The sequence below is a fragment of the Kitasatospora sp. NPDC058965 genome, from assembly GCF_042741245.1.
Classification (GTDB): domain Bacteria; phylum Actinomycetota; class Actinomycetes; order Streptomycetales; family Streptomycetaceae; genus Kitasatospora.
On sequence record NZ_JBHYKG010000077.1, the window covers coordinates 1 to 26,164 of the forward strand.

The following is a 26,164-nucleotide window of genomic DNA, read 5'->3' on the forward strand; positions in this document are numbered from 1 at the left end:
ACCCACCGCCGCGGGCCGGCTCGCGCTGATGAGTTGAACGTGTTCAGGAATGACTATTGAACGCGTTCAGAACAGCTGTCAGGATGGCTGCCATGCCTGATACCTGGGAGTCCGGCGCGCGCTGGCTGGGCCGTGCGGTGCTGCGCCACCTGATCGCGCTGGGGGCGGCCGTGGTCGGCTGCGCGAGCCTGCTCGTGCTGGCGAACGACCCGCCGCCGGGGGTGTACGCCGTGGAGGGCGTGGTCTGGTCGGTGGTGCTGCTCGGGCTGCTGCTGGCCGTGGTGATCGCGCTGCCCACGGTCGTGCTGCTGGCCCTGCTCAGCCCCGCGCGCCGGTCGGACCGGCTGCGGCCGCTGGGCGTGCTGGTGGTGGCCGGACCGGCCCTGCTGTTCGCGGTGCCGCAGCCGCAGGAGTGGGTCAGCTGGCTCCCGGCCGTCTTCCAGTCGGTCTACGTCCTGCTGCTGCTGCCCGAGCCGCGCCGGTTGAACGCGGGCCCCGCCGCGTGCGTACCCACGGGTGAGGCGGCCCGCTGAGGGGCCGCAGCGGGAGAAGGAGGAGCACCCCATGTCAGCCATCCGCCGGGCCGGAATGCTGGCGGCATCCGGAGCAGCCGTCCTCGCCTTCGCCACCGCCTGCGGCTCCAGCGGGCACCCCGCCCCGGCCGGCAGTGCCGCACCGCCGGCCAGCAGTGCGCCCGCCAGCAGCGCGCCGGCCAGTCCGGCGCCCGCCGGGACGACGCTCAAGGTGACCACCGACCCCACCCTGGGCCAGATCGTCACCGACAGCAACGGGTTCACCCTGTACCGCTTCGACCACGACACGACCAACCCGCCCACCTCGCACTGCACCGACTCCTGCGCCTCGCTCTGGCCGGCCGCCCCGGCGCCCGCCGGGACGCCCACCGGCAGCGGGGTCACCGGCACCATCGGCACGATCACCCGGGCCGACGGCACCAAGCAGCTCACCCTGAACGGGTCGCCGCTCTACCGCTACATGCCGGACACCAAGCCCGGCGACACCAAGGGCCAGGCCTTCATGGGGATCTGGTGGGCGGTGACGCCCGCCGGCGACAAGGCGGCGGCCGTGACGACCCCGATGCCCTCGCCCACCAACACCGGCGGCGGGTACTGATATTGACGGCCGGAGGTCCTGGTGCGCCAGGATGGAGTGGTGACCGACGAATCCCGTGACGGCGACGCCGTCGGCACGGACGAGGAGCTGATGCGGGCGCTCTACCGCGACCACGCGGGCCCGCTGCTCGGGTTCGTGCTGCACCTGGTCGGCGGCGACCGGCAGCGCGCCGAGGACGTGGTGCAGGAGACCCTGGTGCGGGCCTGGCGGCACGCCGACCGGCTGGACCCGCAGGCGGGCTCGCTGCGGCCCTGGCTGGTGACGGTGGCGCGCCGGATCGTCATCGACGGGCACCGCCGCAGCGCGGCCCGCCCGCCGGAGACCGACGCCGGGCCGCTGGAACTGCTGCCGGCCGAGGACGAGCTGGACCGGGCGCTGCGGATGATGGCGATCACCGACGCACTGGGCTCGCTCACCCGGGCGCACCGGGAGGTCGTGGTGGAGACGTACCTGAAGGGCCGCTCGGTCGCCGAGGCGGCGGCCGAGCTGGGGATCCCGGAAGGTACCGTGAAGTCGCGGGTGTACTACGCGCTGCGCTCGTTGCGCCTGGCACTCGAGGAACGTGGGGTGACGTCATGACCGCCGAACGGGTCCCGCAGGACCCGCACCTGGACGTCGGCGCCTACGCCCTCGGCCTGTTGGACGACGCCGACCGGTCGGCCTTCGAGGCCCACCTGGCCGGGTGCCCGCGCTGCCGCACCGAACTGGACGAACTGGCCGGACTGGAGCCGCTGCTCTCCGAGTACGCGGCCGGCGGCGGGGAGCCGCCCGAACCGGACCAGCGGCTGCTGGACGCGCTGCTCGGCGAGGTGGCCGCCACCCGTCGGCGCGTGCGGGTGCGGCGGCGCTGGCTGGTGGCCGTGGCCGCGGTGCTGGTCGTCGGCGGGCCGGCCGTGACGGCGGCCACGATGAGCGTCGGCACCGCCACCACCGCGGCCCCGACCGCCACGGCCACGGCCACGGAGAGCCACAGTGCGGTCGGGCCGACCGGCGCGCACGCCACCGTGGGCGTGACCCCCACGGCCTGGGGCAGTGCGGTCACGCTGACCCTGGACGGCGTCACCGGGCCGCGCAGCTGCGACCTGGTGGCGGTGGCCGCCGACGGCTCCCGGCAGACCGTGACCACGTGGAGCGTGCCGGCCACCGGCTACGGCGCCCGGGCCGCGGGCGGCCTGACCACCGGCGGCGGGGCCGGCCTGACCCCGGACCAGATCACCCGGTTCGAGATCCGCGACCTGGACAGCGGCCAGCTGCTGGTCTCCGTCCCGGGCCAGGGCGGCAGCTGACCCGGGACGGGGGACCCGCCGTCACTCCTCCTCCAGGTCCCCCTCCGCCTCCAGGAAGGCGGCCTGCAGCTCGGCGAGCAGCGCCGGGTCCGGCTCGGCCCACAGGCCGCGCTCGACGGCCTCCAGCAGGCGCTCGCTGATGCCGTGCAGGGCCCACGGGTTGGCCGCGGTGAGGAACTCGCGGTTGACCGGGTCGAGCACGTACTCCTGGGTCAGGCGCTCGTACATCCAGTCGGCCACCACACCGGTGGTGGCGTCGTAGCCGAACAGGTAGTCCACGGTGGCGGCCATCTCGAAGGCGCCCTTGTAGCCGTGCCGGCGCATCGCCTCCAGCCAGCGCGGGTTGACCACCCGGGCGCGGAAGACCCGGGCGGCCTCCTCGGTCAGGGTGCGGGTGCGCACCGTCTCCGGGCGGGTGGAGTCGCCGATGTAGGCGGCCGGCGCGGTGCCGGTGAGGGCGCGGACGGTGGCCACCATGCCGCCGTGGTACTGGAAGTAGTCGTCCGAGTCGGCGATGTCGTGCTCGCGGGTGTCGGTGTTCTTGGCCGCCACCGTGATCCGCCGGTACGCCGTCTCCATCTCCTCGCGGGCCGGCCGCCCGTCCAGCCCGCGGCCGTAGGCGTAGCCGCCCCAGACCGTGTAGACCTCGGCGAGGTCGGCGTCGGTGCGCCAGTCCCGGCTGTCGATCAGCTGCAGCAGCCCGGCCCCGTAGGTGCCCGGCCGGGAGCCGAACACCCGGACGGTGGCCCGCCGCTCGTCGCCGTGCTCGGCCAGGTCGGCCTGCACGTGGGCGCGGACGAAGTTCTGCTCGTCCGCTTCCTCCTGCGCCGCCGCCAGCCGCACCGCGTCGTCCAGCAGCGCCACCACGTGCGGGAAGGCGTCCCGGAAGAAGCCGGAGATCCGCAGCGTCACGTCGATCCGCGGGCGGCCGAGTTCGGCGAGCGGGACCGGCTCCAGGCCGGTGACCCGGCGCGAGGCGTCGTCCCAGACCGGGCGGATGCCGAGCAGCGCGAAGGCCTCGGCGATGTCGTCGCCGGCGGTGCGCATCGCGCTGGTGCCCCAGAGCGACAGGCCCACCGAGGGCGGGAACGCCCCGTCGTTGTCCGCCCGGTAGCGCTCGACCAGCGAGGCGGCCAGCGCCTGGCCGGTCTCCCAGGCGAGCCGGCTGGGCACCGCCTTCGGGTCCACCGAGTAGAAGTTGCGCCCGGTGGGCAGCACGTTGACCAGCCCGCGCAGCGGCGAGCCGGACGGCCCGGCCGGCACGAAGCCGCCGCCGAGCGCGTGGATCACCGCGTCCAACTCGTCCGTGGTGGCGGCCAGCCGCGGCACCACCTGGCGGGCGGCGAACTCCAGCACCTCGGCGACCGCGGCCGGGTGGCCGGCGGCCACCCCGTCGACCGCCGCCGGGTCCCAGCCCGCCCCCTCCATCGCGGTCACCAGCGCGCGGGCCGTGGCCTCGGCCGCGTCGGTGGCGCCCAGGGTGAGGGCGGCCTCGTCCAGGCCGAGCGCCTCGCGCAGGCCCGGCAGCGCGCTGACGCCGCCCCAGATCTGCCGCGCCCGCAGGATGGACAGCACCAGGTTGACCCGCTCCTCGCCGACCGGTGCCTGGCCCAGCACGTGCAGGCCGTCGCGGATCTGGGCGTCCTTCACCTCGCAGAGCCAGCCGTCGACGTGGAGCAGGAAGTCGTCGAAGCCCTCGTCCTCCGGCCGCTCCTCCAGGCCCAGGTCGTGGTCCAGCCGGGCGGCCTGGATCAGGGTCCAGATCTGCGCCCGGATCGCGGGCAGCTTGGCCGGGTCCATCGCGGCGATGTTGGAGTGCTCGTCGAGCAGCTGCTCCAGCCGGGCGATGTCGCCGTAGGAGTCGGCCCGGGCCATCGGCGGGACCAGGTGGTCGACCAGGGTGGCGTGCGCCCGGCGCTTGGCCTGGGTGCCCTCGCCCGGGTCGTTGACCAGGAACGGGTAGACCAGCGGCAGGTCGCCCAGGGCCGCGTCCGGGCCGCACTCGGCGGAGAGCGCGGCGGTCTTGCCGGGCAGCCACTCCAGGTTGCCGTGCTTGCCCAGGTGGACGACGGCGTCGGCGCCGAAGCCGCCGTCGGCCTGCGCGGCGGCGATCCACCGGTAGGCGGCCAGGTAGTGGTGCGAGGGCGGCAGGTCCGGGTCGTGGTAGATGGCCACCGGGTTGGCGCCGAAGCCGCGCGGCGGCTGCACCAGCACCAGCAGGTTGCCGGCCCGCATCGCGGCCAGCACGATGTCGCCGTCCGGGTTGTGGGTGCGGTCGACGTACAGCTCGCCGGGGGCCGGGCCCCAGTGCTCCTCCACCCGCTCGCGCAGGCCCGCGGGCAGCTGCGCGTACCAGCGCCGGTAGTCGGCGGCCGGGATCCGCACCGGGTTGCGGGCCAGCTGGTCCTCCGTCAGCCAGTCCTGGTCGTACCCGCCGGCGTCGATCAGGGCCTTGATCAGGGCGTCGCCCTCGTGCTCGCCCTCGGCGGGCTCCATGCCGGGGAAGCCCTCGCCCAGCTCCCAGCCCTCGGCCCGCAGCCGGCGCAGCAGCCGGGCCGCGCTGGCCGGGGTGTCCAGGCCGACCGCGTTGCCCACCCGGGCGTGCTTGGTCGGGTAGGCCGACAGCACCAGCGCCAGCCGCCGCTCGGCGGGCGGCACGTGGCGCAGCCGGGCGTGCCGGACCGCGATCCCGGCCACCCGGGCGGCGCGCTCGGGGTCGGCGACGTAGACCGTCAGGCCGTCCTCGTCGAGCTCCTTGAAGGAGAACGGCACGGTGATCAGGCGGCCGTCGAACTCCGGCACCGCGACCTGGGTGGCGGTGTCCAGCGGGGAGAGGCCGTCGTCGCTGCCCTCCCACTGCTCGCGCGACCAGGTCAGGCAGAGCGCCTGCAGGATCGGACGGTCCAGCGCGGCCAGCGCGCCCGCGTCCCAGGCCTCCTCGTCGCCACCGGCCTGCGCGTCGGCGGGCCGGGTGCCACCGGCCGCCAGCACGGTGGTCACGATGGCGTCGGCGCGGCCGAGTTCGGCCAGCAGCTCGTCGGGGGCGCCGCGCAGCGAGGAGCAGTAGAACGGGCGGGCCTGCCCGCCGGCCTGCTCGATCGCCGCGCACAGGGTGTCCACGAAGGCGGTGTTGCCGCTCATGTGGTGCGCCCGGTAGTAGAGGACGGCGACGCTCGGCCCCTCGGTGCGCTGCGCGGTGCGCTCCAGCGCACCCCACTCGGGCGCGGAGGCCGGCGGGGCGAAGCCGTGGCCGGTGAGCAGCACGGTGTCGGAGAGGAAGGCGGCGAGCTCGGCCAGGTTGGCCGCCCCGCCGTGCGCCAGGTAGGCGTGCGCCTCGGCGGCCAGGCCGGCCGGGACCGTGGACAGCTCCATCAGCTGGGCGTCCGGCGCCTGTTCGCCGCTGAGCACGACGACCGGGCGCGGGCCGGCCAGCAGCGCGTCCAGCCCTTCCTGCCAGGCGCGCCGGCCGCCGAGCAGCCGGACCACCACCAGGTCGGTGCCGTCGACCAGGGCGGGCAGGTCCTCCGGGCGCAGGCGGGCCGGGTTGCCGAGCCGGTAGCCGACCGGACCGTCGGCGGCCCGGGCCGACAGCAGGTCGGTGTCGGAGGTGGAGAGCAGCAGGATCATGGGTCGCGGCCTTCCTCGGGGTCCGCGCCCCGGGTGGGAGGGAGGACGGCGAGGAAGTTCCTGGCTCCCACGGAGAACCGACCCGTGGTCACAGTGGCGGGACCGCACCGGTGTCGCACCGGTTTCCTCCCCTGACGCCGTCACTGGCGTGGGCGTGCCGACCGGCACGCCCGGCGTCATCCTACTGTTGACCGACCGCCGGCGGGGCGGGGCCCGTGGCACCGGTTCCACGGGCCCCGCCGCAGGTCAGTGCTTGGCGTTCGGGACCGACCAGCCGCCCGGGTGGTCGAAGCCGACCTGCGAGTTCGTGATGCCGAAGTCCGGGCCGACGATGCCGCACTTGGCCACCACGGCCAGGTAGCGCTGGGCCGGGTAGTCGTTCTTGTGCGCCACGAACGCGTCCAGGCCGGTGAACGTCTCCAGGAAGACGAAGCGGGTCGGGTCGGCCGGGTCCGGGGTGGCGGCGAAGCTCAGCGTGCCGGGCTCGACGGCGAGGGAGTCGACGCCGTCCGCCTGCGCGATCTTGATGAACTCGTCGCGGCAGGACGGCTGCACGTTGGTGAAGGTCGCCACCACGGTGAAGACCTTGCCGTTGTCGCCCTGGGAGGTGCTGAAGTGCTCGCCGTCCTTGGTGGCCGGGATGTTGTAGTTGGCGACCAGCGTGGTCGGGCCGCTGACCCCGTCCTTCTTGGCGGCCGCCAGCAGGTCCTGCTGGAAGCGGCCCTGCTGGTGCGCCTGGTAGGCCTGCTGGTTGGCGAAGAGCTCGGCGACGGTCAGCCGGTCCGGGTGGTCCGGGTCCGGCACCACGCGGAAGTCCTGGACCTGCGGGTCGTTCTTGAGCGACTCGTAGCCGTCGTGCTGCGCGGCGTCGATGAACGCGTCCCGGGTGCCGGCCGGGATGTGGTCCCACTCGGTGATCTGCACGAAGCTGATCGGGCTCGTGCTGCGGTTCGGCTCGGACGGGCCGTGGCCGTCCTCGGCCGTGGCGGCACCGGCGGTGGTGGCACCGGTCGCCAGGGTGGCGGCGACGGCCAGCGGGAGCAGGACGTTGCGAACTCTCACAGTGATCCCCAGTTCTGTGTGTGGTTCGGTCGAGCCGCCCGCGCGGGAGTGCGCGGCACCGGCCGCTGCCGTGCCGGCAGTGGCGCATCGGGTGTCGCGGTGCGCGGGGCGGGCCCCGGGGCAGGCGCGTGCGCGGCTTACCTGAAGGGGCTCACCGTGCTCGTGGGAGTCAGAGCACGGTGAGCCGCCGCAGGGTCTCACCGCCGCGGCGACGCGGGTGGCGGGGCTGACCTGAAACGGTGTGGACCGCGGCGCGGGGGCGCCGGGAAGGCACGGCCACGTCCCGGCGCGCTGCGGCAACGGCGGCAGGCGGACGGGCAGGGGAACACGTGGCGCGTGACGGGAGCCGGTGGGACGGCGTGGCGCGGGCCCGAAGGGGGAAGGTGTCGGGCGGGCGCGGCCGGACCGGCCGGACGCTGCCCGGGCGGGTGGCCCGGGGCAGCAGCGGTCGTGCGGAGCGGGACGGTGCGGTGGTGCGGGCGGTGCGTCAGGCCTGCTGGGTGGGCAGGACCACGACCTGGGAGAGGTTGATGTGCTTGGGCAGCGCCACGGTGTAGGCGATCAGCTCGGCGATGTCCCGGTCGGACAGCACCGTGATCGACTCGATCAGCCCCTGCAGCCACTGCTTGGACGGCGCGTCGTCCACGTGGTCCATCAGCTCGGTGTCCACCACGCCCGGTTCGAGGTTGGTGACCCGGATCCCGCGCGGTCCGAACTCGGTCCGCAGGTTGCGCGAGAGGTGGCTGACCGCGGCCTTGGTGGCGCAGTACAGGGCGAAGCTGGGGGCCACGGCGGTGGCGCCGATCGAGGAGAGGTTCACCACGTCCGCGGCGCCGCCGGCCTGCGCGGCGGCGGCCAGCTGCGGCTCGAAGACGTGGATGGTGCGCACCACGCCGGTGAGGTTGGTGCTGATGGTGCGGTCCCAGTCCTCGGTGCGGCCGTCCGCGAAGGGGGACAGCAGCATGTTCCCGGCCCCGGTGACCACCAGGTCCACGGTGCCGAGCGGGGCGATCCGCTCGGCGGCGGCGGCCATCGACTGCTCGTCGGTGACGTCGGCCGGGACCACCAGTGCGGTGCCGCCGGCCTCGGTGATCTGCGCGGCCACCGCCTCCAGCCGGTCCGCCCGGCGGGCCAGCAGGGCCACCTTGGCGCCGCGCTCGGCCAGCACGCGCGCGGTGGCGGCGCCGATCCCGCTCGCCGCGCCGGTGACCACGGCGACGCGGCCGGCCAGCTCTTCGGAGGTCGGGTTCGCTGTCATATCGCTCGTCCAAACTTCGTGGTGACGTGACGTCACGCTTCCCCCGGGCGTGGCGGCCGCCGTCCCGGCGGGCCCGCCTTCCCCGTCTGTCGCATCCTGTGACGACTCCTGATGACCGTATGACGCCGTATTAGTTGCGTCAAGCGAGTAGTGTCAGCAGACGTGACGTTATAAGAGATCTACTATGGAACTGATGCCGTACTGTGCCAGGTCGTTCCCGGGAGCCCCGGCGCCGACCGGAACGGCGGTGCGGGGCAGGGCCCGTGGCGACGCTGCCACGGGCCCCGCCACGGATCAGCGCTTCGCGTTCGGAACCGACCAGCCACCGGGGTGGTCGAAGCCGACGTTCGAGTTGGTGATGGTGAAGTCCGGGCCGATGATGTGGGACTTCGCCACCACGTCGAGGTAGCGCTGCGCCGGGAAGTTGTTCTTGTGGTAGTAGAACGCGTCCCGGTCGGTGAACGTCTCCATGAAGACGAAGCGGGTCGGGTCGGTCGGGTCCGGAGCGAAGGCGAAGCTCAGGGTGCCCGGCTCGGTGGCGAAGGAGTCGACGCCGTCCGCCTGCGCGATCTTGATGAACTCGTCGCGGTACTGCGGCTGCACGTTGGTGAAGGTGGCCACCGCGGTGAAGACGGTGCCGTTGTCACCCACCGAGTTGGAGAAGTGCTCACCGTCCTTGGTCGCCGGGATGTTGTAGTTGGCGATCACCGTGGTCGGGGCGCTGACCCCGTCCTTCTGGGCGGTGGCCAGCAGGGCCTGCTCGTACGGGCCCTGCTGGTGCGCCTGGTAGGCCTTCTGGTTGGTGAAGACCTCGGCGATGGTCAGGCGGTCCGCGTGGTCGGGGTCCGGCACGACGTGGAAGCTCTCGACGCTCGGGTCGTTCTTGAGCGACTCGTAGCCGTCGTTCTGCGCGGCCGCGATGAAGTGGTCCCGGGTGTTGGCCGGGATGTTCTCCCACTCGGTGATGTACAGGAAGGTGATGACGCTCTCGTCGCGGCTCGGCTGGGTCTTGCCCTTGCCGTCGTCGGCAGCACCGGCGGTGGTGGCGCCGGCGGCTAGGGCGGCGGCGACGGCGAGCGGGAGCAGGGCGTTGCGGACTCTCACTGTGTTCCCCAGTTCTCTGATGTGCTTCGGTTTCGCCGCCCGCGCGGGGGTGTGCGGCACCTACCGCGCCGTGACGGCGGCGGGGGAAGGGTGTCGCGGGTGCGCGGGCCGGGCCCCTGGGCTGGCGCTTTCGCGGCTCACCTGAAGGAGCTCGCCGTGCTCAGGGGCGGACCTGAGCACGGTGAGCCGCCGCAGGGCAGCGCCGACGGCGGCAGCGCGCGGGGCGGGACTCGGTGCGGTGGAGTGCGGCGCGGGGCGCCGGAGGGTGCGGCCGCGCTCCCGGCGCGCTGCGGCAACGGCAGCCGGACGGGCGGGGCGCGTGGCGGTCGACGGCGTGCCGGGACGGCCGGCACGGCTGGGGCCCGGACCGGGAGGTCGGGCGGTGGGCCGGGGGTGTCGGGCCCGGCGGACGGCTGCGGCGGGTGTACGGCCCGGGGCAGCGGGGCGAGGGTGGCGTACTGCGGTGGAGCGGGTGGGGCGTCAGGCCTGCCGGGCGGATCGCGGGTCGGTCGGCGGGTCGGACGTGGGGGTGGCTGTCATGTCGCTGGTCCGATCGTGAGGGTGACTGCCTGTCACACGGGCCGGGGGCGGTGGTGGCTGCCGCACCGGCCAGCTCGACGGTCCCCGTATGTCGCATCCCTGTGCGGCACACGATGACCGTATGAGCTCGAATAGAGAGAGGCAAGCGATAACCATCGCTCAAAGTAACGCTATAAGAGGCCGAGTAGGCCGATGGCGGTGGACTGTCCCAGGTGTCGCACTTGTCGCCCTGGTTCGTGTCCGTATCCTCCACCCCGTCCGACGCGGGCACGTCAGAAATCCGGTCGGCCGGCGCCGCGGCCGCCGGTCGGCCGACCGGTCGGGTGACTGTCTGTCAGCGAGCGGGCACGGCGGTGCGGCGGGCCGGCCGGAACGGACGGAGCGGGTGGGAGGGGTGGGGCGGGTGGGTCGAGACATTGATCACGCTGGTGGCGGGGCTTACGCCCGGTCGGATCATCGGTATGCTCGCGGCCATGTCACCCTCACCCGCCTCCTTCGAGCCTGCCCCGAACCGGGCGGTGCGCGGGCGGGACGACGCGTGTCCCGGAGCGCTGCGGCTGCACCGGGCCGACGACGGCGCGCTGGCCCGGGTGCGGGTGCCCGGCGGGCTGCTGGCGGCGGATCAGGCGCACGCGCTGGCCGACGCCGCCACCGAGCTGGGGGACGGTCAGCTGGAGACCACCTCGCGCGGGAACGTACAGCTGCGCGGCCTGGCGCAGGGGTGCGGTGCGGAGCTGGCGGAGCGGCTGAGCGCGGCCGGCCTGCTGCCCTCGTTGAGCCACGACCGGGTGCGCAACATCGTGGCGAGCCCGCTGGCCGGGCTCGACGGCGGGCCCGGCCTGCAGGGCTGGCTGGACGAGCTGGACACCCTGCTGCAGCGCAGCGAGCGGGCCCGCGCGCTGTCCGGACGCTTCCTCTTCGCACTCGACGACGGCCGCGGCGACACCGCCGGCCTGGACGCCGACCTGACCCTGATCGCCCGTCCGGACGGCGGCGCGCTGCTGCGCCCGGGCCGGGCCGCCGTCGCCGCCCGGGTCGAGGACGGTCCGCGGGCCGCGCTGCGGGCCGCCGAGGCGTTCCTGGCCGTCGCCGACGGCGCCTGGCGGGTGCGCGAGGCGGACCCGGACGGGAGCCGCCTGTTCGCCGCGCTCGGCCTGACGCCCGGTCCGCTCCCGGAGCTGCCCGGTACCCGGCCCGCCGTCGGCCGGCACCCCGGCGCGCTGGTGGTCGGGCTGCGGTTCGGGCGGGCGGGCGCCGAGCAGTGGCACCGGCTCGCCGACGCGGCCCACGACGGCCTGCGGGTCACCCCCTGGCGCAGCGTGGTGCTCCCGGGCGTGGCGGCCGTGGCGATCCCCGGCCTGCGCACCGACCCGGCCTCCCCCTGGGAGGGGGCCACCGCCTGCACCGGCGCGCCCGGCTGCGCCAAGTCGCTGGCCGACGTGCGCGCCGACGCCGCCGCCGGGCTCGACGCCACCACCGGGTCCGGCGGCCTGCCGGTCCACTGGTCCGGCTGCGAGCGCCGCTGCGGTCACCCGTCGGGGCAGTGGGTGGACGTGCTGGCCACCGGCCCCGACACCTATCGGATCTCCCAGCAGTCAGGCAGCACCACCGAAGTGACGAACCATCAGATGGCGGCGGCGGTCGCCGACGCCCGGAGGACCACGTGATCGAGTACGAGAAGGACGGCGCGGCGATCTACCGCGAGTCCTTTGCCACCATCCGCGCCGAGTCCGACCTCGCCGACCTGCCGGCCGACGTGGCCCAGGTGGCGGTCCGGATGATCCACGCCTGCGGGATGACCGACCTGGTCGCCGACCTGCTGTGGACCCCGAACGTGGTGGCCGACGCCCGGGCGGCCCTGCGGGCCGGCGCACCGATCCTGTGCGACGTGTCGATGGTGGCCAGCGGGGTGACCCGCAAGCGGCTGCCGGCCGACAACGAGGTGGTCTGCACCCTGTCCGACCCGCGGGTGCCCGGGCTGGCCGCGGAGCTGGGCACCACCCGCAGCGCTGCCGCGATGGAGCTGTGGCGGGACAGGCTGGCGGGCTCGGTGGTCGCGGTCGGCAACGCGCCGACCTCGCTGTTCCGGCTGCTGGAGATGATCGAGGCGGGTGCGCCGCGCCCGGCCGCGGTGATCGGCGTGCCGGTGGGCTTCGTCGGCGCCGCCGAGTCCAAGCAGGCGTTGGCCGAGCACCCCGCCGGCCTGGAGCACCTGGTGGTGCGCGGGCGCCGCGGCGGCAGCGCGATCGCCGCCGCCGCGCTCAACGCGATCGCGAGTGAGGTCGAGTGACCGGGCGGCTGTACGGCGTCGGGCTCGGTCCCGGCGACCCCTCCCTGCTCACCGTGCGGGCGGCCGAGCTGATCGGCCGGGTGGACGTGGTCGCGTACCACAGCGCCCGGCACGGCCGCTCGATCGCCCGGTCGATCGCCGAGCGCTACCTGACGGGCAGCCAGATCGAGGAGAAGCTGGTCTACCCGGTCACGGTGGAGACCACCGACCACCCGGGCGGCTACCGGGGTGCGCTGGAGGAGTTCTACGAGGAGGCCGCCGAGCGGCTGGCCGCGCACCTGGAGGCCGGGCGCGACGTGGCGATCCTCGCCGAGGGCGACCCGTTCTTCTACGGCTCCTACCAGCACATGCACAAGCGCCTGGCGCACCGCTACCCGACCGAGGTGGTGCCCGGCGTGACCTCGATCAGCGCGGCCGCCGCCCGCTCGGGTGTGCCGCTGGTGGAGGCCGAGGAGGTGCTGACGGTCATTCCGGGCACGCTGCCCGAGGAGGAGCTGACAGCCCGGCTGGCCGCCGCCGACTCGGCCGTGGTGATGAAGCTCGGCCGCACCTTCCCCACCGTCCGCCGGGCGCTGGAGCGGGCCGGCCGGCTGGACGAGGCGCGGTACGTGGAGCGGGCCACCATGCCCGGCGAGCGGACCGAGGCGCTGGCCGGGGTGGACCCGCAGACCGTCCCCTACTTCTCGGTCGCGCTGCTGCCCAGCCGGCTGCACCAGCCCAAGCCCGCGCCCGAGCGCGGCGAGGTGGTGGTGGTCGGCACCGGACCGGCCGGACCGCTGTGGCTGACCGCCGAGGCGCGCGGGGCACTGGCCAACGCCACCGACCTGGTGGGCTACACCACCTACCTGGACCGGGTGCCGGTGCGGGCCGGGCAGGCCCGGCACGCCTCGGACAACAAGGTGGAGTCCGAGCGGGCCGAGTTCGCGCTCGACCTGGCCCGGCGCGGCCACCGGGTCGCGGTGGTCTCCTCCGGCGACCCGGGCGTCTTCGCGATGGCCACCGCGGTGCTGGAGGTGGCCGGCACCGACCCGTACCGGGACGTGCCGGTGCGGATCCTGCCGGGTATGACCGCCGCGCACGCGGCCGCCTCGCGGGCCGGTGCGCCGCTGGGGCACGACTACGCGGTGGTCTCGCTCTCCGACCGGCTCAAGCCCTGGTCGGCGGTGGAGACGCGGCTGCGCGCGGCCGCGGCGGCGGACCTGGTGCTGGCGCTGTACAACCCGGGCTCGCGCAGTCGGACCACCCAGGTCGGCCTGGCCCGGGACCTGTTGCTGGAGTACCGCGCGCCCGGGACGCCGGTGGTGCTGGCGCGCGACGTGGGCGGGCCGACCGAGCGGGTCCGCACGGTGGAGCTCGCCGAGTTGGACCCGGCCGAGGTGGACATGCGCACCATCCTGCTGATCGGCTCCTCGCAGACCCAGTGGCAGGAGCGCACCCCGGGCGAGGAGACGGTCTGGACGCCGCGCCGCTACCCGGAGGAGCAGTAGCGCCAGGAGCATGACAAGAACGGGGCCCGGCCGGGTGGGGGGCCGGCCGGGCCCCGGGCGGGCGCGACGGACCCCCGGCCCGGGAACAGGAGCCCGGACCGGGGACCGTGACCGGCCGGCCCGGCCGACCGGTCGCACCCGCAGCGGCGCCGGGCACGGCTGCCGTCCCCCGTCCGGCAGCCGCTTCCCCACGGACCCGGACGGTTCCGGACGACACGTCCGACAGTACGGTCCCGAAGATCGGACTCGGTACCTCATCCGTGCACAGTCCGATCGGTCCCGACCCTCACCCCTGCACACTCGGCCCGGTCGAGCGGGATACGCTGCCGCGACCTGCGGGCCGTCGGCTGCGGTCCCGCGCCCGGAGACCGTCGCGAGCCCCGTCAGGAGGGAGCGTCCGATGTCGCTGCGCGCCCATGAGGAACCGGAGTTCGGCCGACGGCTGGACGACCTGCTGGACCAGCTGCGGCTGCAGGGGGACCGGCCCGACGGGCCGGACCGGGTGGTGTCCTGGCTGGCCCGCCACCTGGCGGCCGACCTCGCCGAACTGCTGCCCGGCGCACCGGCGCCCGGGCCGGGGTCCGGGCCGGCGCCGCGGCTCTTCCCGATCGGCCGCCCGGTCCGCGCCGTGCTGGCGCTGCGCCGCGCGGAGCCGTTCGGCGCCGCCGAGATGCGGCTGATCGCGCACGCCGAGACGGTGCTGGACCGGCTGCTGCAGGCCCGCGCCGCGGCCGCCGAGCGGGTCCGGCTGCGCGAGGTATCCGCCTCGCTGCGGGTGGCCGCCTTCCAGCTGCTGATGGGCGGTCAGACCACGCTGGCCAGACGGACGGTGGCGCCACTGGCCCCGGGGGTGCTGGTGCACGAGCAGGCCCGGGTCTACCTGGTGGACTGCGGGGCGGCCGAACGCGACCGGGCCGGCGAGCAGTTGGGCGCCGCACTGGCCGGCCGGGCGCTGGTGGTGCGCTGCCCGGCCAACGAGGGGCACCTGATCGTGCTCGGTCCGGTCGCCCCGCGCACCGTGCTGGACACCCACGGCTGGTGCCCGACCGGGCTGGCCCTGCGCGAGGGCCTGACCGGGATCGGCGGGCACAGCATCGGCGGCAGCACCACGGTGGAGCTGGCCCGCACCGCCGACGCCTACCGGGAGGCGTTCAACGCGCTGGCGGTGGCCCGCCGGCTGCCGCAGCGGCACGCGCTCTACCAGGGGCAGACCCGGCTGGCCCAACTGTTGGACGCCAGGGCCGGCAGCTGGGCCGAGCACCTGCTGCACCCGGTCCTGGTGCTGCCGCGCGGGCAGCGCGAGGAGGCGGTGGAGACCGCCCGGCTGGCGCTGGCCTTCAGCCACGGCCAGACCGGGCTGCTGCTGGACGTGCACCGCAACACCGTGGCCCGCCGGATCGAGCGGGCGAGCGGCGCGCTGGGGCTGGACTGGGGCTCGTTCCGGGACCGCGCGGTGCTCGACCTGGCGCTCCAACTGCTGGTCCACGACCGGCCGCCGGTGCCCGTGCCGGAGGTCCCGCTGGCCGCGGTGCTGGACGGCGAGGCGGCCCGGGCCTGGAGCCGCTCCTTCCTCGACCCGCTGGCCGGCGACCGGCGCCCGCTGCTGCGCACCCTGGCCGCCTGGGTGCGCGCGGGCGCCAACGCCCGCGACACCCAGGCCGCGCTGGGGCTGCACCACCAGACCGTGCTCGACCACCTGCGCACCGCCGAGCGGCTGCTGCAGCGCGAACTGACGGGGGGCCGGTCCGGCGCCTACGAGCTGGCGTGGGCGCTGTGGATCGACGGAGCGGTGCCGGTGCCACGGTCCTGACGGTGCGTCAACTGCTCGGCCGGGCCGGGAAGCCCACCCCCGTGAGCTGCTCCGAGGCGGTCCAGAGGCGGGCCGCCGCCACCAGGTCGCGGGCCCGGCGCGGCACCCGGGCGGCGGCGGGCAGCCCGGTCAGTGCCAGCAGCCCGTCCGGACCGTAGTACCCGCCGTTCACCGCCTGCTCGCTGGTCGCCGCGACCAGGGTGGGCAGCGCGCCGCGCACCGGGTCCTGGGCGACGCCCGGAATCCGCATCGCCCACTGGGTGACGCTCAGCCGCGGCGCCGGACGGCCCAGCAGCGGGCCGTTGTTGACCAGTTCGGTGCGGGTGACGCCGGGGTGCACGGCCAGGCTGCGCACGCCCCAGTCGTGCCGGGCGCTGAGCCGGGCCAGCTCCTGGGCGAACACCAGGTTGGCCAGCTTGGCCCGCCCGTAGGCCTCCCACGGGCGGTAGCGGCGCTCGGAGTTGAGATTGGTCAGGTCGATCCGGCCGAGCCGGGCGGCCAGGCTGGAGACGGTCACCACCCGGGGCCGGGCGGCGGCCCGCAGCAGCGGCAGCAGTCGGCCGGTGAGGGCGAAGTGGCCCAGGTGGTTGGTGCCGAACTGGAGCTCGAAGCCGTCCTTGGTGGCCAGCCGGTCCGGCACCGCCATCACCCCGGCGTTGTTGACCAGCAGGTCGACCGGGCGGCCGCGCTCCAGCAGGACGTCGGCGAACGAGGCGACCGAGTCCAGGCTGGCCAGGTCGAGGGTGTGGGTGACGACCCGGTCGGCCCCCTCGGCGGCGATCAGCTCCACCGCCCGTTCACCGCGGGCCGGGTCACGCACCGCCAGGACCACTTCGGCGCCCGCCAGGGCCAGCCGCCGGGCCGTCTCGAAGCCGATCCCGCTGTTCGCCCCGGTCACCACGGCCAGCTTGCCGCGCTGGTCCGGCACCGCGATGTCCTTGATCGGTCTGACCACCTGTGCGGCTCCTCTCGGCAGTTGTTTCGGACCACGAAGTTACCTCAGTGCAGACCCAACTCGCCCAGCGCTTGGGGCACATCAGTCACCACAGTGCCACCGGCGCAGGCCGCCGGGCGGCGCACCACGACCACCGGCAGGCCGAGCTCGCGGGCCACGGCCAGCTTGGGGGCGGTGGCCGCGCCGCCGCTGTCCTTGGTGACCAGCAGGTCGATCCGGTGCTCGCGGAAGACTGCCCGCTCGCCGTCCCGGGTGAACGGGCCGCGCTCCAGCAGCACGGTCAGCCGGGGCGGCAGCGGCGGGTCCGGCCGCTCCACCGAGCGGGCCACCAGGTGCACCCCGGTGACCCCGACGAACTCCGCCAGGCCCAGCCGCCCGGTGGTCAGCAGCGCCCGGGTGCCCAGGCCCGGCAGCAGCTCGGCGGCCCCGGCCAGCGAGTCCGCGAAGTGCCACCGGTCGCCCTCGACGGGGACCCAGCTGGGCCGGCGCAGCGTGAGCAGGGGAACATGGACAGCGGCGGCCGCCTCGGCCGCGTTGCGGCTGATGACCTGGGCGAAGGGATGCGTGGCGTCGATGAGGGTGTGCACCTGCTGCTCGCGCAGCCAGTCGGCCAGGCCCGCCGCCCCGCCGAACCCGCCCACCCGCACCTGCCCCACCGGCAGCCGCGGCTCGGCCACCCGGCCGGCCAGCGAGCTGGTCACCCGGACCGACGGCTCGGCGGCCAGCGCCGCCGCCAGCTGCCGGGCCTCGGTGGTGCCGCCGAGGATCAGGATGTGCCGCACGGGTTCCTCCAGTGGGGGGTCGGATGTCTGAGGGTACGGCGGCCGGGGCCGCCGGCGGCGGGCGGGCCGGACAGCTGCGCTCCAGCGGGCTGCGGCCGGGCTGGACCACGGGGGCCTGCGCCACCGCGGCCACCGCGGCCGCGTACACCGCGTTGCTCACCGGCGAGTTCCCGGACCCGGTGGTGATCACGCTGCCGAAGGGGCAGCAGCCGGCCTTCGCGCTGGCGGGGGAGGAGCTGACGCCGGGCCGGCAGGCGATGGCGGCGGTGGTGAAGGACGCCGGCGACGACCCCGACGTGACCCACGGCGCCGTGGTGCGGTCCACGGTGCGGCTCGGTGCGCCGGGCACCGGTGTGGTGTTCCGGGCCGGACCCGGGGTGGGCACCGTGACCAAGCCCGGCCTGCCGCTGGCGGTGGGGGAGCCGGCGATCAACCCGGTACCGCGGCAGATGATGCGCGAGGCGGTGGCCGCGGCGGCCGCCCGGCACGGCGGCGCCGGGGACGTGGAGATCGAGATCTCGATCGACGACGGGGCCGAGATCGCCCGCTCGACCTGGAACCCGCGGCTCGGCATCCTGGGCGGGCTCTCGGTGCTGGGCACCACGGGGATCGTGGTGCCCTACTCCTGCTCGGCCTGGATCGACTCGATCCGGCGCGGGGTGGACGTGGCCCGGGCGGCCGGGCGCAGCCACGTCGCCGGGTGCACGGGGTCGACCTCGGAGCGGGTGGCGGTGGCGGAGTACGGGCTGCCGGAGGACGCGCTGCTGGACATGGGGGACTTCGCCGGCGCGGTGCTGAAGTACCTGCGCCGCCACCCGGTGGCCCGGCTGACCATCGCCGGCGGCTTCGCCAAGCTCTCCAAGCTGGCCGCCGGCCACCTGGACCTGCACTCCGCGCGCTCCCAGGTGGACAAGGGCTTCCTGGCCGGCCTGGCCCGCACGGCCGGCGCGGACGAGGAGCTGGTGGCCGCGGTGGCGGCCGCCAACACCGGGCTGCAGGCGGTGCAGCTGTGCCGGGCGGCCGGGGTGCCGCTCGGCGACGCGGTCGCCGAGGCGGCCCGGGCCACCGCGCTGGAGGTGCTGCGCGAGGCGCCGGTGGCGGTGGACGTGATCTGCATCGACCGGGCGGGCACGGTGGTCGGCCGGTGCGCGCCCCGGGCCAACCGGAGCTGATGGAATGTCGGCATGACTCCTGACGTCCTGTTCCTGCGTGTGTTCTGTGCCCCCGACGGCGGGGGCGGCAACGTGCTCGGCGTGGTGCGTGACGGCCGCGCCGTCCCCGCGGCCGCCGACCGGCAGGCACTCGCCCGTGAACTGGGCCTGAGCGAGACGGTGTTCATCGACGACGCGGAGCGCGGCCGGGTGGACATCTACACCACCAGCCGGCCGCTCCCGTTCGCCGGGTACCCGCTGGTCGGGGTGGGCCGGCTGCTCGGGCTGCCCCAGTTGGAGCTCCCGGTGGGGCGGATCCCGGTCCGGCAGGCCGACGGGATCACCTGGATCGGCGCCCGGGCCGAGTGGGTCCCCCCGCGCACGCTGCGGCAGTACGACAGCCCGGCGCAGGTCGACGCGCTCGCGGTGCCCGAGCCCGGGGAGTGGGTGTACGCCTGGGCCTGGCAGGACGAGGCCGCCGGGCGGATCCGCGCCCGCGGCTTCCCCGGCCGCGGCGACGGCATCGACGAGGACGAGGCCACCGGCGCGGCCGCCCTGCTGCTCGCCGCGCAGCTGGGCCGGCCGATCACGGTCAGCCAGGGGCGCGGCTCCCGGCTGCTGGCCGCGCCCGGTCCGGACGGCAGCACCGAGATCGGCGGGCTGGTCGTCGGGGCGGACTGAGCGGCTACGGCTGGACCGAGCGGTCCCGGTCGCAGGAGTACAGGTGGCTGTCGCGGAACTGCTCGGCGCCCAGGGTGCGGCCGACCATGATGACGGCGGTGCGCAGCACGCCCGCCGCCTTCACCCGGTCCGCGATGTCCGCCAGGGTGCCGCGCAGCACCAGCTCGTCCGGCCGGCTGGCCAGCGCGACCACGGCGGCCGGGCAGTCGGCGCCGTAGTGCGGCAGCAGCTCCTCGACCACCCGGTCCACGTAACGGGCCGCCAGGTGCAGCACCAGCAGTGCCCGGCTGCGGCCCAGGGTGGCCAGGTCCTCGCCCTCCGGCATCGGGGTGGCCTGCTGGGCGATCCGGGTCAGGATCACGGTCTGACCCACCGTCGGCACGGTGAGCTCGCGCCCGAGCGCCGCGGCGGCCGCCGCGAAGGCGGGCACGCCGGGGACCACCCGGTACGGCACGCCGGCCGCCTCCAGCCGGCGGATCTGCTCGGCCATCGCGCTGAACACGGAGGGGTCGCCGGAGTGCAGCCGGGCCACGTCCTGCCCGGCGGCGTGCGCGGCGACCAGCTCGGCGGTGATCTCGTCCAGGTTCAGCTTGGCGGTGTCCACCAGCCTGGCGCCGTCCGGGCAGTGGTCGAGGAGCTCCTGCGGCACCAGGCTGCCCGCGTACAGGCACACCCCGCACTGCTCCAGCAGCCGCGCCCCGCGCAGCGTGATCAGGTCGGCGGCCCCCGGGCCGGCACCGATGAAGTAGACGGTCACAGGGCTTCTCCTCGCTTGACGACCGACCATTGGGTGACCGGCATCGCCTGCCGCCACCCGGTGAACCCGCCCACCGGGACGGCGTGCGCGACCGCGAGCCTGACCAGCTCGCCGCCGCGGCGCCGGTACCACTCGGTGAGCAGCGCCTCCGACTCCAGGGTCACCGCGTTGGCGACCAGGCGGCCGCCCTCGCCGAGCGCGCTCCAGCACGCGTCCAGCAGGCCGGGGGCGGTGAGCCCGCCGCCGACGAAGACGACGTCCGGGCGCGGCAGTCCGGCCAGCGCCGCCGGCGCCCCGCCGGTCACCACGGTGAGCCGGGGCACACCCAGGGCCCGGGCGTTGCGGGTGATCCGCTCGGCCCGCACCGGATCGCGCTCGACGCTGACGGCCCGGCAGCTCGGGTGCGCGCGCAGCCACTCGATGCCGATGGAGCCGGAGCCGCCGCCGATGTCCCAGAGCAGCTCGCCGGGCGCCGGGGCCAGCGCGGCCAGGGTGGCCGCCCGGACGTGACGCTTCGTCAGTTGCCCGTCGCTCTCGAAGAGCTGGTCGGGCAGGCCCGGGACCAGGTGGGGGCGGACGGTCGGCCCGTCGGCCCGGCAGTCCACCGCGACCAGGTTGAGCGGGTCGCCCGGCGGGTGCGGCCAGTGGTCGGCCGTTCCGGTCAGCTCGCGCTCGGCGGCGGCGCCGAGCCGCTCCAGCACCCGCAGCCCGCTGGCGCCGAAGCCGTGCTCGCGCAGCAGGGCCGCCACCAGGGCGGGGGTGTCGGCGTCCGCGCTCAGCACCAGCAGCCGGCGGCCGTCGTACAGCGCGCCGGCCAGCGCCGCCCGGTCCCGGCCGACCAGGCTGACCACGGCGGTCTCCTCGACCGGCCAGCCCAGCCGGGCGCAGGCCAGCGAGACGGACGACGGGTGCGGCAGCACGTGCAGCCGCTCGGCGCCCAACTCCTCGGCCAGGGTGCGCCCGATCCCGTAGAACATCGGGTCGCCACTGGCCAGCACCGCCACCCGGCGACCGGCCAGCCCGGCGAACAGCCCGCGCACCGCCGGGCGCAGCGGGGAGGGCCAGGCGATCCGCTCGGCCGCGACCTCGCCCGGCAGCAGCTCCAGCTGCCGGGGAGCCCCGACCACCGCCTCGGCCGTGCGCAGCGCCTGCCGGCCGCTCTCGGCGAGACCGGGCCAGCCGTCGGCCCCGATGCCCACCACCGTCAGGCGGGGTGTCGCGGCGGTACCGGTCACAGGGGCTCCCTCGCTGGTCGGACGACTGTTCGGGGCAGCCTACCGGTCGGTCACCGGGCCGCCGCGGGGTGCCTCAGGCTCCGCGCGGCCCGGCCAGCCGGGCGCGGATCTTCTCGACCTCCCGGGCCGGGAGGTCCTCGTGGGCGTCGAGCAGCCGGGGCAGCAGGTCGGGCTCGGCGGTCAGGGCGCGGAAGCAGAACGCGACGGTCACCTCGTGGTCGGGGCGGTGCACCAGCTCCAGCCGGTCGCCCGCGGCGATCTCGCCGCCCCGGACCACCCGCAGGTAGGCACCCGGCAGCGCGGCCCCGGTGAACCGCTTGATCCAGCCGGCCCGGTCCAGCCAGCCCTGGAAGGTGCCGCACGGCACCCGCGGGCCGGTGACCTGCAGCACCACCTGCTCGCCGATCCGCCACCGCTCGCCGATCAGCGCGCCGTTGACGTCCAGGCCCAGGGTGGTGAGGTTCTCGCCGAAGACCCCGTCGGGCAGCTCGCGGCCGAGCTCCTGCTGCCAGCCGTCCAGGTCCTCCCGGGCGTAGGCGTACACCGCCTGGTCGTCGCCGCCGTGGTGCTTGACGTCGAAGACCCGGTCGCCGGCCAGGCCCACCGCCCCGGTCCCCTTGGGGCCGGGTGCGGCCACCGCGACCGGGCCGGTCACCGGCCGCTTGTCGATGCCGGTCAGGTCGACCGGCTTCCACGGGTTGGGACGGGGACGGCCGATGTTCACGGAGCGCAGCTGCATGCCTCCGACCCTACGGGGCGCCACCGGCGGGTCCCGCGACGGTTAGGCTGTGCCCATGCCGACCAGTGCAGTCCTCCCCCCGCCCGCCGTCTGAGCGGGCGGCTCGGCCACGCAGGCCCTCCTCCGGGGTGAAGCCCCGGGGCACGGCGGCCTGCCCGGCGGCCCCTCCCGGCCCGCCAGGTCCCCCCGTGGACCGGCGTGCCGCCCGGAGTGGGCCCACCCACCGGTTCCGCCCGCGGATGCGACCGCTCGTCACTTCGCGTCTTCGTCGGGAGAACCCCTTGTCCACTGCACCTGTTGCTCTGTCGCGCCCGCTGTCGGTCGGGCGCGGACTGCTCTACCTGCTGGCCTCCGCCACCGCCTGGGGAACCGCCGGCGCCGCCGCAGCCCTGCTGTTCGGGCGCAGCGGGCTGGGCCCGGTGGCGCTCACCTTCTGGCGCTCGGTCGGCGGGGCGGCCGTGCTGCTGCTCGCCGCGGCCGTCGCGCCGGGCGGCCGGCGGGCCCGGCTGCGGCGGCCCGACCCGGTCCGGCTGCTGGTCAACGGCACCGGCCTGACGCTGTTCCAGGTCGCCTACTTCGAGGCGGTGCACGGCACCGGCCTGGCGGTCGCCACCGTGGTCACGCTGGGGGCCGCGCCCGTGCTGGTGGCCCTGGGGGCGCGGCTGCTGCTGGGCGAGGAGCTCGGCGCCGGCGGCGTGACGGCGGTGGCCGGCGCGGTCGCCGGACTCGCGGTGCTGGTGCTCGGCGGGGCCGGCGGCGGGCAGCTGCGGCCCGGCGGCCTGGCCTGGGCGCTGCTCTCGGCGGCCGGCTACGCGGCCATCACGCTGCACGGGCGCCGGCCCGGGGCCGGGACCGGGGCCTTCGCCAGCACCTTCTACTCCTTCCTGGTCTGCGCGCTGCTGGTGCTCCCGTTCGCGTGGGCGGAGGGGGTGCGGCCGAGTCCGGTCGGTCTCGGCCGCACGCTGGCACTGCTGGCCTACGTCGCCGCGGTGCCGACCGCGCTCGCCTACGGCCTGTACTTCGCCGGGGTGAGCGTGGTGCGGGCCACCACCGCCTCGGTGATCGCGCTGGTGGAACCGGTCAGCGCGGCGCTGATCGCGGTGCTGCTGCTCGGCGAGCGGCTCACGGCGGCCGAACTGGCCGGGATCGGCCTGCTGCTGGTCTCGGTGACCGGCCTGGCGCTGGCCGAGGCCCGGTCGGCGGTGCGGCGGAGCTGACCGCCTGCGCGGCGGCCCCGGGCGGGCATGGCAGGCTTGCGACCGGAGTGTCCGGCGCGGCGCAGGGGAGTGGAGATGACGGAACGTCTGGTGGTGGTCGGCGGGGACGCGGCCGGCATGTCGGCGGCCTCGCAGGCCCGGCGCCGGCTGGGGTCCGACCGGCTGCGGGTCACCGTCTTCGAACGGGGCGCGTTCACCTCGTACTCCGCCTGCGGCATCCCGTACTGGACCGGCGGTCTGGTGGCCGAGCGGGACGACCTGGTGGCCCGCACCCCGCAGCAGCACCGGGCCCGCGGGATCGAGCTGCACACCGGCACCGAGGTGGTCGAGCTGGACCTGGCGGGGCGCCGGGTGCGCAGCCGCGACCTGGACACCGGCGAGGAGTGGTGGACCGGCTACGACCGCCTGGTGCTGGCCACCGGCGCCGAGCCGGTCCGGCCCGCGCTGCCCGGGTTCGACGCGCCCGGCGTGCACGCCGTGCACACCCTGCCGGACGGCGAGGCGCTGCTGGACTCGCTGGGCCGCTCCGGCGAGCACCCCAGGGCCGTGGTGGTGGGCGGCGGCTACATCGGGATCGAGATGGTGGAGGCGCTGCTGCTGCGCGGCTACCGGGTGACCCTGGTGCACCGCACGCCCGAGCCGATGCCGGGCCTGGACCCGGAGCTGGGCGAGCTGGTCCGGCGCGGGCTGGTGGAGCTGGGGGTGGAGGTGGTCCCGGGGGCGGAGGCGGTCGAGGTGCTGTGCGGGCCGGACGGCCGGGCGCGGGCGGTGCGCAGCACGGTCGGGGAGCACCCGGGGGAGCTGGTGGTGCTCGGGCTCGGGGTGCGGCCGCGCACCGGGCTGGCCAGGGCGGCCGGCCTGGCGCTCGGGGTGCACGGCGGGCTGCGCACCGACGAGCGGATGCGGGTGCTGGACGCGGACGGCGCCCGGGTGCCCGGGGTGTGGGCCGGCGGCGACTGCGTGGAGGTGCTCAACCTGGTCTCCGGGCGGCACCAGCACGTGGCGCTGGGCACCCACGCGAACAAGCAGGGCATGGTGATCGGGGCCGACCTGGCGGGCGAGGAGCTGGCGTTCCCCGGCGTGGTGGGGACGGCGGTCACCAAGGTCCGGGGCCTGGAGATCGCCCGCACCGGGGTGAACGAGCGCGAGGCGGCCGCCGCGGGGCTGGCCGCCGTCTCGGTCCGGGTCGAGTCGACCACCCGGGCCCGGTACTACCCGGGCAGCGAGCGGCTGACCGTCAAGCTCCTCGCCGAACCGGGCAGCGGCCGGCTGCTCGGCGCCCAGCTGGTCGGCGGCGGCGGGACCGCCAAGCGGGTCGACGCCGCCGCGGTGGCGCTGGGCGCCGGGCTGACGGTCCGCCAGCTGCTCTTCCAGGACCTCGGCTACGCGCCGCCGTTCTCGCCGGTCTGGGACCCGCTGCTGTCGGCGGCGCGGGCACTGCTGCCCAAGCTCTGAGCCGGGCGCCGGCGGCCGGCCCGGGCGGTCCCACCGGGCCGGCGCGGTGCCGTGGTCAGTGCCGGTGCAGGCGGGCCGCGAACAGCTCCGGGTTCTGGTTGGTGTCGCCCGGGACCAGCTTGCTGCCGTCGCCGCCGAAGACCAGCGTGCACCCGGACCCGTCGACGGCCGGGCCCTGGCCGGCGGTGGCGGCGCCCACCTCGCCGGGGAGCTCGAACAGCCGCTCCGTGCGGCCGGTGCGCAGGTCCCGGCGGTAGTACGCGTAGGCGCCCGGGGTGCCGCCCGGCAGCATGTTGGTGGCGGCCGAGCCGAAGAAGGCGTAGCGGTCGTCGGCGCTCAGCCCGGCCAGCGACGCGTCCCGGTCGGCCTCGCTGCCGTCCGGCGCCGCGCTCACCAGGACGGTGCTGCCGCGCTCCAGGTCGCGCACCATCACCTGGCTGGGCGCCCGGTAGTTGTTGTCCAGCGAGGTGAACTCCGCGTACCGGCCGTCGGCGCTGATCGTCCCGTTGGTCACGTCGGCGGTGACGCCGTTCGGCTCCACGCTGGCCGCCACGGTCTTCCCGGTGCGCAGGTCGTGGCTGAACAGCGGGTAGAACCGGGCCAGTCGGGGCGCCGCGCCGGTGGTCGGCGCGGCGGGGGCGGCGGGTGCGTCGCCCAGGCTCCGGTCCCGGCCGACGAAGACCACCCGGGAACCGTCCGCGCTGACCGACGGGAACGCCGAGCCGACCGTCCCCTGGGTGCCGTCGCTGTGCACCGAGACCCGCACCGTGGTGCCGGCCCGGCGGTCGCGCACGAAGATGTCGGCGACGTTGTTGGTGTCGCCCGGCACCAGGTCGGCGCGGCTGGAGCCGAAGGCCACGTACCGGCCGTCCGCGCTGATGCCGGGCCAGGTGCTCATGCCGACCTGCGGCCCGGTGCCGCTGCCCACGCTGATCAGCTCGGTGCGCCCGCGCCGCAGGTCGCGCAGGAAGACGTTCTCGATCCCCCGGGTGGCGCCGGGCGCCAGGTTGTCCGCGGTGGAGGTGAAGGCCACGTACCGGCCGTCCGCGCTGACGGCGCCGCCGTAGCCGTAGCCGTTCGGCCGGGCGCCCGACTCCGCGACGTCCACCCGCTGCACCCGCCCGCTGTGCAGGTCGCAGGCGTAGATCCCGTTGCTGCCGTCCCCGCCGCCCGGCACCAGGTTGGTGGCGGCGGAGTCGAAGACCACCGTGTGCCCGTCCGCGCTGATCGCGTCCGGCGAGGCGGCCGCGTCGGGCTGCGCGCCGCCGGGCGCCAGGCAGACCTGGGCCGGCGAACCGTCGGCCGGCTGCGCCCCCGCGGGCAGCGCGGTGCCGCCGGCCAGTGCGGCGGCAACGGTGACGACACCGACCGCGCGGAGCACGGCCGATCGCTCGATCCTGAACATGGGTTCCCCTCCCGTGACGGCCGTCCCCGCGGCCGGTGCCCGAACGGCGGGCGTCACGAGCCAACCCGCGCGGCCCCGCACTGTCAATCGGGCCCGGCCGAAACCGGTCGTGCCGCAGTCGATGTGACGGAGCGTCAGCCACGCTCGGGAGCGGATCCGGCCGCCGCCGGCCCCCAAGGCGCGCGGCGGCCG

At 75.9% G+C, this 26,164-nt stretch carries 22 protein-coding genes and 1 riboswitch; of the genes, 12 read left to right on the top strand and 10 right to left on the bottom strand.

Annotated features, from left to right (window positions below; translation table 11 throughout):
- Window positions 1-92: 92 nt before the first annotated feature.
- From ACFW1A_RS15535 to ACFW1A_RS15550, 4 genes are read left to right on the top strand one after another with little or no spacing between them, the layout of a single operon-like run.
- Window positions 93-533: a hypothetical protein gene (locus ACFW1A_RS15535; protein ID WP_380409183.1), complete on the top strand. Its 441-nt coding sequence runs from the start codon at window positions 93-95 to the stop codon at window positions 531-533.
- Between the two features lie 31 nt (window positions 534-564).
- Window positions 565-1,131, top strand: a complete 567-nt coding sequence (locus tag ACFW1A_RS15540) for a hypothetical protein (protein WP_380409185.1) — start codon at window positions 565-567, stop codon at window positions 1,129-1,131.
- Between the two features lie 21 nt (window positions 1,132-1,152).
- The gene (locus tag ACFW1A_RS15545) at window positions 1,153-1,710 is read left to right on the top strand and encodes a sigma-70 family RNA polymerase sigma factor (protein ID WP_380409187.1); all 558 of its coding nucleotides are present in this window, start codon (window positions 1,153-1,155) and stop codon (window positions 1,708-1,710) included.
- The gene (locus tag ACFW1A_RS15550; RefSeq protein ID WP_380409189.1) at window positions 1,707-2,417 is read left to right on the top strand and encodes a zf-HC2 domain-containing protein; all 711 of its coding nucleotides are present in this window, start codon (window positions 1,707-1,709) and stop codon (window positions 2,415-2,417) included. The genes ACFW1A_RS15545 and ACFW1A_RS15550 overlap by 4 nt, the downstream gene beginning before the upstream one ends.
- 21 nt (window positions 2,418-2,438) lie before the next feature.
- On the opposite strand, the gene cobN is transcribed toward ACFW1A_RS15550, so the two are convergent.
- From cobN to ACFW1A_RS15570, 4 genes are all read right to left on the bottom strand, one after another.
- The gene (cobN, locus tag ACFW1A_RS15555) at window positions 2,439-6,044 is read right to left on the bottom strand and encodes a cobaltochelatase subunit CobN (RefSeq protein WP_380409191.1); all 3,606 of its coding nucleotides are present in this window, start codon (window positions 6,042-6,044) and stop codon (window positions 2,439-2,441) included.
- A gap of 56 nt (window positions 6,045-6,100) precedes the next feature.
- Window positions 6,101-6,171: riboswitch (cobalamin riboswitch) on the bottom strand.
- Window positions 6,172-6,290: 119 nt separating this feature from the next.
- On the bottom strand, window positions 6,291-7,106 hold the full coding sequence (locus tag ACFW1A_RS15560; RefSeq protein WP_380409193.1) for a putative quinol monooxygenase: 816 nt from the start codon (window positions 7,104-7,106) through the stop codon (window positions 6,291-6,293).
- Between the two features lie 487 nt (window positions 7,107-7,593).
- Window positions 7,594-8,364, bottom strand: a complete 771-nt coding sequence (locus ACFW1A_RS15565) for an SDR family oxidoreductase (RefSeq protein WP_380409195.1) — start codon at window positions 8,362-8,364, stop codon at window positions 7,594-7,596.
- 294 nt (window positions 8,365-8,658) lie between these two features.
- Window positions 8,659-9,468: a putative quinol monooxygenase gene (locus tag ACFW1A_RS15570; protein ID WP_380409197.1), complete on the bottom strand. Its 810-nt coding sequence runs from the start codon at window positions 9,466-9,468 to the stop codon at window positions 8,659-8,661.
- Window positions 9,469-10,481: 1,013 nt separating this feature from the next.
- Here ACFW1A_RS15570 and ACFW1A_RS15575 point away from each other — a divergent pair.
- The 4 genes from ACFW1A_RS15575 (at window position 10,482) to ACFW1A_RS15590 (ending at window position 15,595) form a co-directional block, all read left to right on the top strand.
- Window positions 10,482-11,675: a cobalamin biosynthesis protein CobG gene (locus ACFW1A_RS15575; protein WP_380409199.1), complete on the top strand. Its 1,194-nt coding sequence runs from the start codon at window positions 10,482-10,484 to the stop codon at window positions 11,673-11,675.
- A complete protein-coding gene (locus ACFW1A_RS15580; RefSeq protein WP_380409201.1) occupies window positions 11,672-12,298 on the top strand; it encodes a precorrin-8X methylmutase in 627 nt (208 codons plus the stop codon). The genes ACFW1A_RS15575 and ACFW1A_RS15580 overlap by 4 nt, the downstream gene beginning before the upstream one ends.
- A complete protein-coding gene (locus tag ACFW1A_RS15585; protein ID WP_380409203.1) occupies window positions 12,295-13,785 on the top strand; it encodes a precorrin-2 C(20)-methyltransferase in 1,491 nt (496 codons plus the stop codon). Before ACFW1A_RS15580 ends, ACFW1A_RS15585 begins: the two co-directional genes overlap by 4 nt.
- A 400-nt stretch (window positions 13,786-14,185) precedes the next feature.
- Window positions 14,186-15,595 carry a helix-turn-helix domain-containing protein gene (locus tag ACFW1A_RS15590; RefSeq protein ID WP_380409205.1) on the top strand — a complete coding sequence of 470 codons (1,410 nt, stop codon included), beginning with the start codon at window positions 14,186-14,188 and terminating at the stop codon, window positions 15,593-15,595.
- Window positions 15,596-15,602: 7 nt separating this feature from the next.
- Here the strand turns inward: ACFW1A_RS15590 and ACFW1A_RS15595 are convergent, their stop codons facing one another.
- Window positions 15,603-16,550 carry an SDR family oxidoreductase gene (locus tag ACFW1A_RS15595; RefSeq protein ID WP_380409207.1) on the bottom strand — a complete coding sequence of 316 codons (948 nt, stop codon included), beginning with the start codon at window positions 16,548-16,550 and terminating at the stop codon, window positions 15,603-15,605.
- 44 nt (window positions 16,551-16,594) lie between these two features.
- On the bottom strand, window positions 16,595-17,332 hold the full coding sequence (locus ACFW1A_RS15600) for a cobalt-precorrin-6A reductase (RefSeq protein ID WP_380409209.1): 738 nt from the start codon (window positions 17,330-17,332) through the stop codon (window positions 16,595-16,597).
- Window positions 17,333-17,355: 23 nt separating this feature from the next.
- Here ACFW1A_RS15600 and ACFW1A_RS15605 point away from each other — a divergent pair, with 23 nt between their 5' ends.
- Window positions 17,356-18,504 carry a cobalt-precorrin-5B (C(1))-methyltransferase gene (locus ACFW1A_RS15605; protein WP_380409211.1) on the top strand — a complete coding sequence of 383 codons (1,149 nt, stop codon included), beginning with the start codon at window positions 17,356-17,358 and terminating at the stop codon, window positions 18,502-18,504.
- Window positions 18,505-18,516: 12 nt separating this feature from the next.
- A complete protein-coding gene (locus tag ACFW1A_RS15610) occupies window positions 18,517-19,164 on the top strand; it encodes a PhzF family phenazine biosynthesis protein (protein WP_380409214.1) in 648 nt (215 codons plus the stop codon).
- 4 nt (window positions 19,165-19,168) lie between these two features.
- On the opposite strand, the gene cobM is transcribed toward ACFW1A_RS15610, so the two are convergent.
- From cobM to ACFW1A_RS15625, 3 genes are all read right to left on the bottom strand, one after another.
- On the bottom strand, window positions 19,169-19,921 hold the full coding sequence (gene cobM / locus ACFW1A_RS15615) for a precorrin-4 C(11)-methyltransferase (RefSeq protein ID WP_380409217.1): 753 nt from the start codon (window positions 19,919-19,921) through the stop codon (window positions 19,169-19,171).
- Window positions 19,918-21,156 (bottom strand): precorrin-6y C5,15-methyltransferase (decarboxylating) subunit CbiE, encoded by a 1,239-nt coding sequence (gene cbiE, locus ACFW1A_RS15620; RefSeq protein ID WP_380409219.1) that lies wholly within the window; start codon window positions 21,154-21,156, stop codon window positions 19,918-19,920. The genes cobM and cbiE overlap by 4 nt, the downstream gene beginning before the upstream one ends.
- A gap of 73 nt (window positions 21,157-21,229) precedes the next feature.
- A complete protein-coding gene (locus ACFW1A_RS15625; RefSeq protein ID WP_380409221.1) occupies window positions 21,230-21,895 on the bottom strand; it encodes an MOSC domain-containing protein in 666 nt (221 codons plus the stop codon).
- A 281-nt stretch (window positions 21,896-22,176) separates the two neighbouring features.
- Between ACFW1A_RS15625 and ACFW1A_RS15630 the strand changes: the two genes are divergently transcribed.
- Together ACFW1A_RS15630 and ACFW1A_RS15635 are read left to right on the top strand one after the other, a co-directional pair.
- The gene (locus ACFW1A_RS15630) at window positions 22,177-23,112 is read left to right on the top strand and encodes a DMT family transporter (protein WP_380409224.1); all 936 of its coding nucleotides are present in this window, start codon (window positions 22,177-22,179) and stop codon (window positions 23,110-23,112) included.
- 75 nt (window positions 23,113-23,187) lie between these two features.
- On the top strand, window positions 23,188-24,567 hold the full coding sequence (locus ACFW1A_RS15635) for an FAD-dependent oxidoreductase (RefSeq protein ID WP_380409227.1): 1,380 nt from the start codon (window positions 23,188-23,190) through the stop codon (window positions 24,565-24,567).
- 55 nt (window positions 24,568-24,622) lie between these two features.
- Here ACFW1A_RS15635 and ACFW1A_RS15640 read toward each other — a convergent pair whose 3' ends face one another.
- Entirely contained in the window at window positions 24,623-25,972 is a 1,350-nt protein-coding gene (locus ACFW1A_RS15640; RefSeq protein ID WP_380409230.1) for a TolB family protein, read from the bottom strand.
- Between the last annotated feature and the right edge of the window lie 192 nt (window positions 25,973-26,164).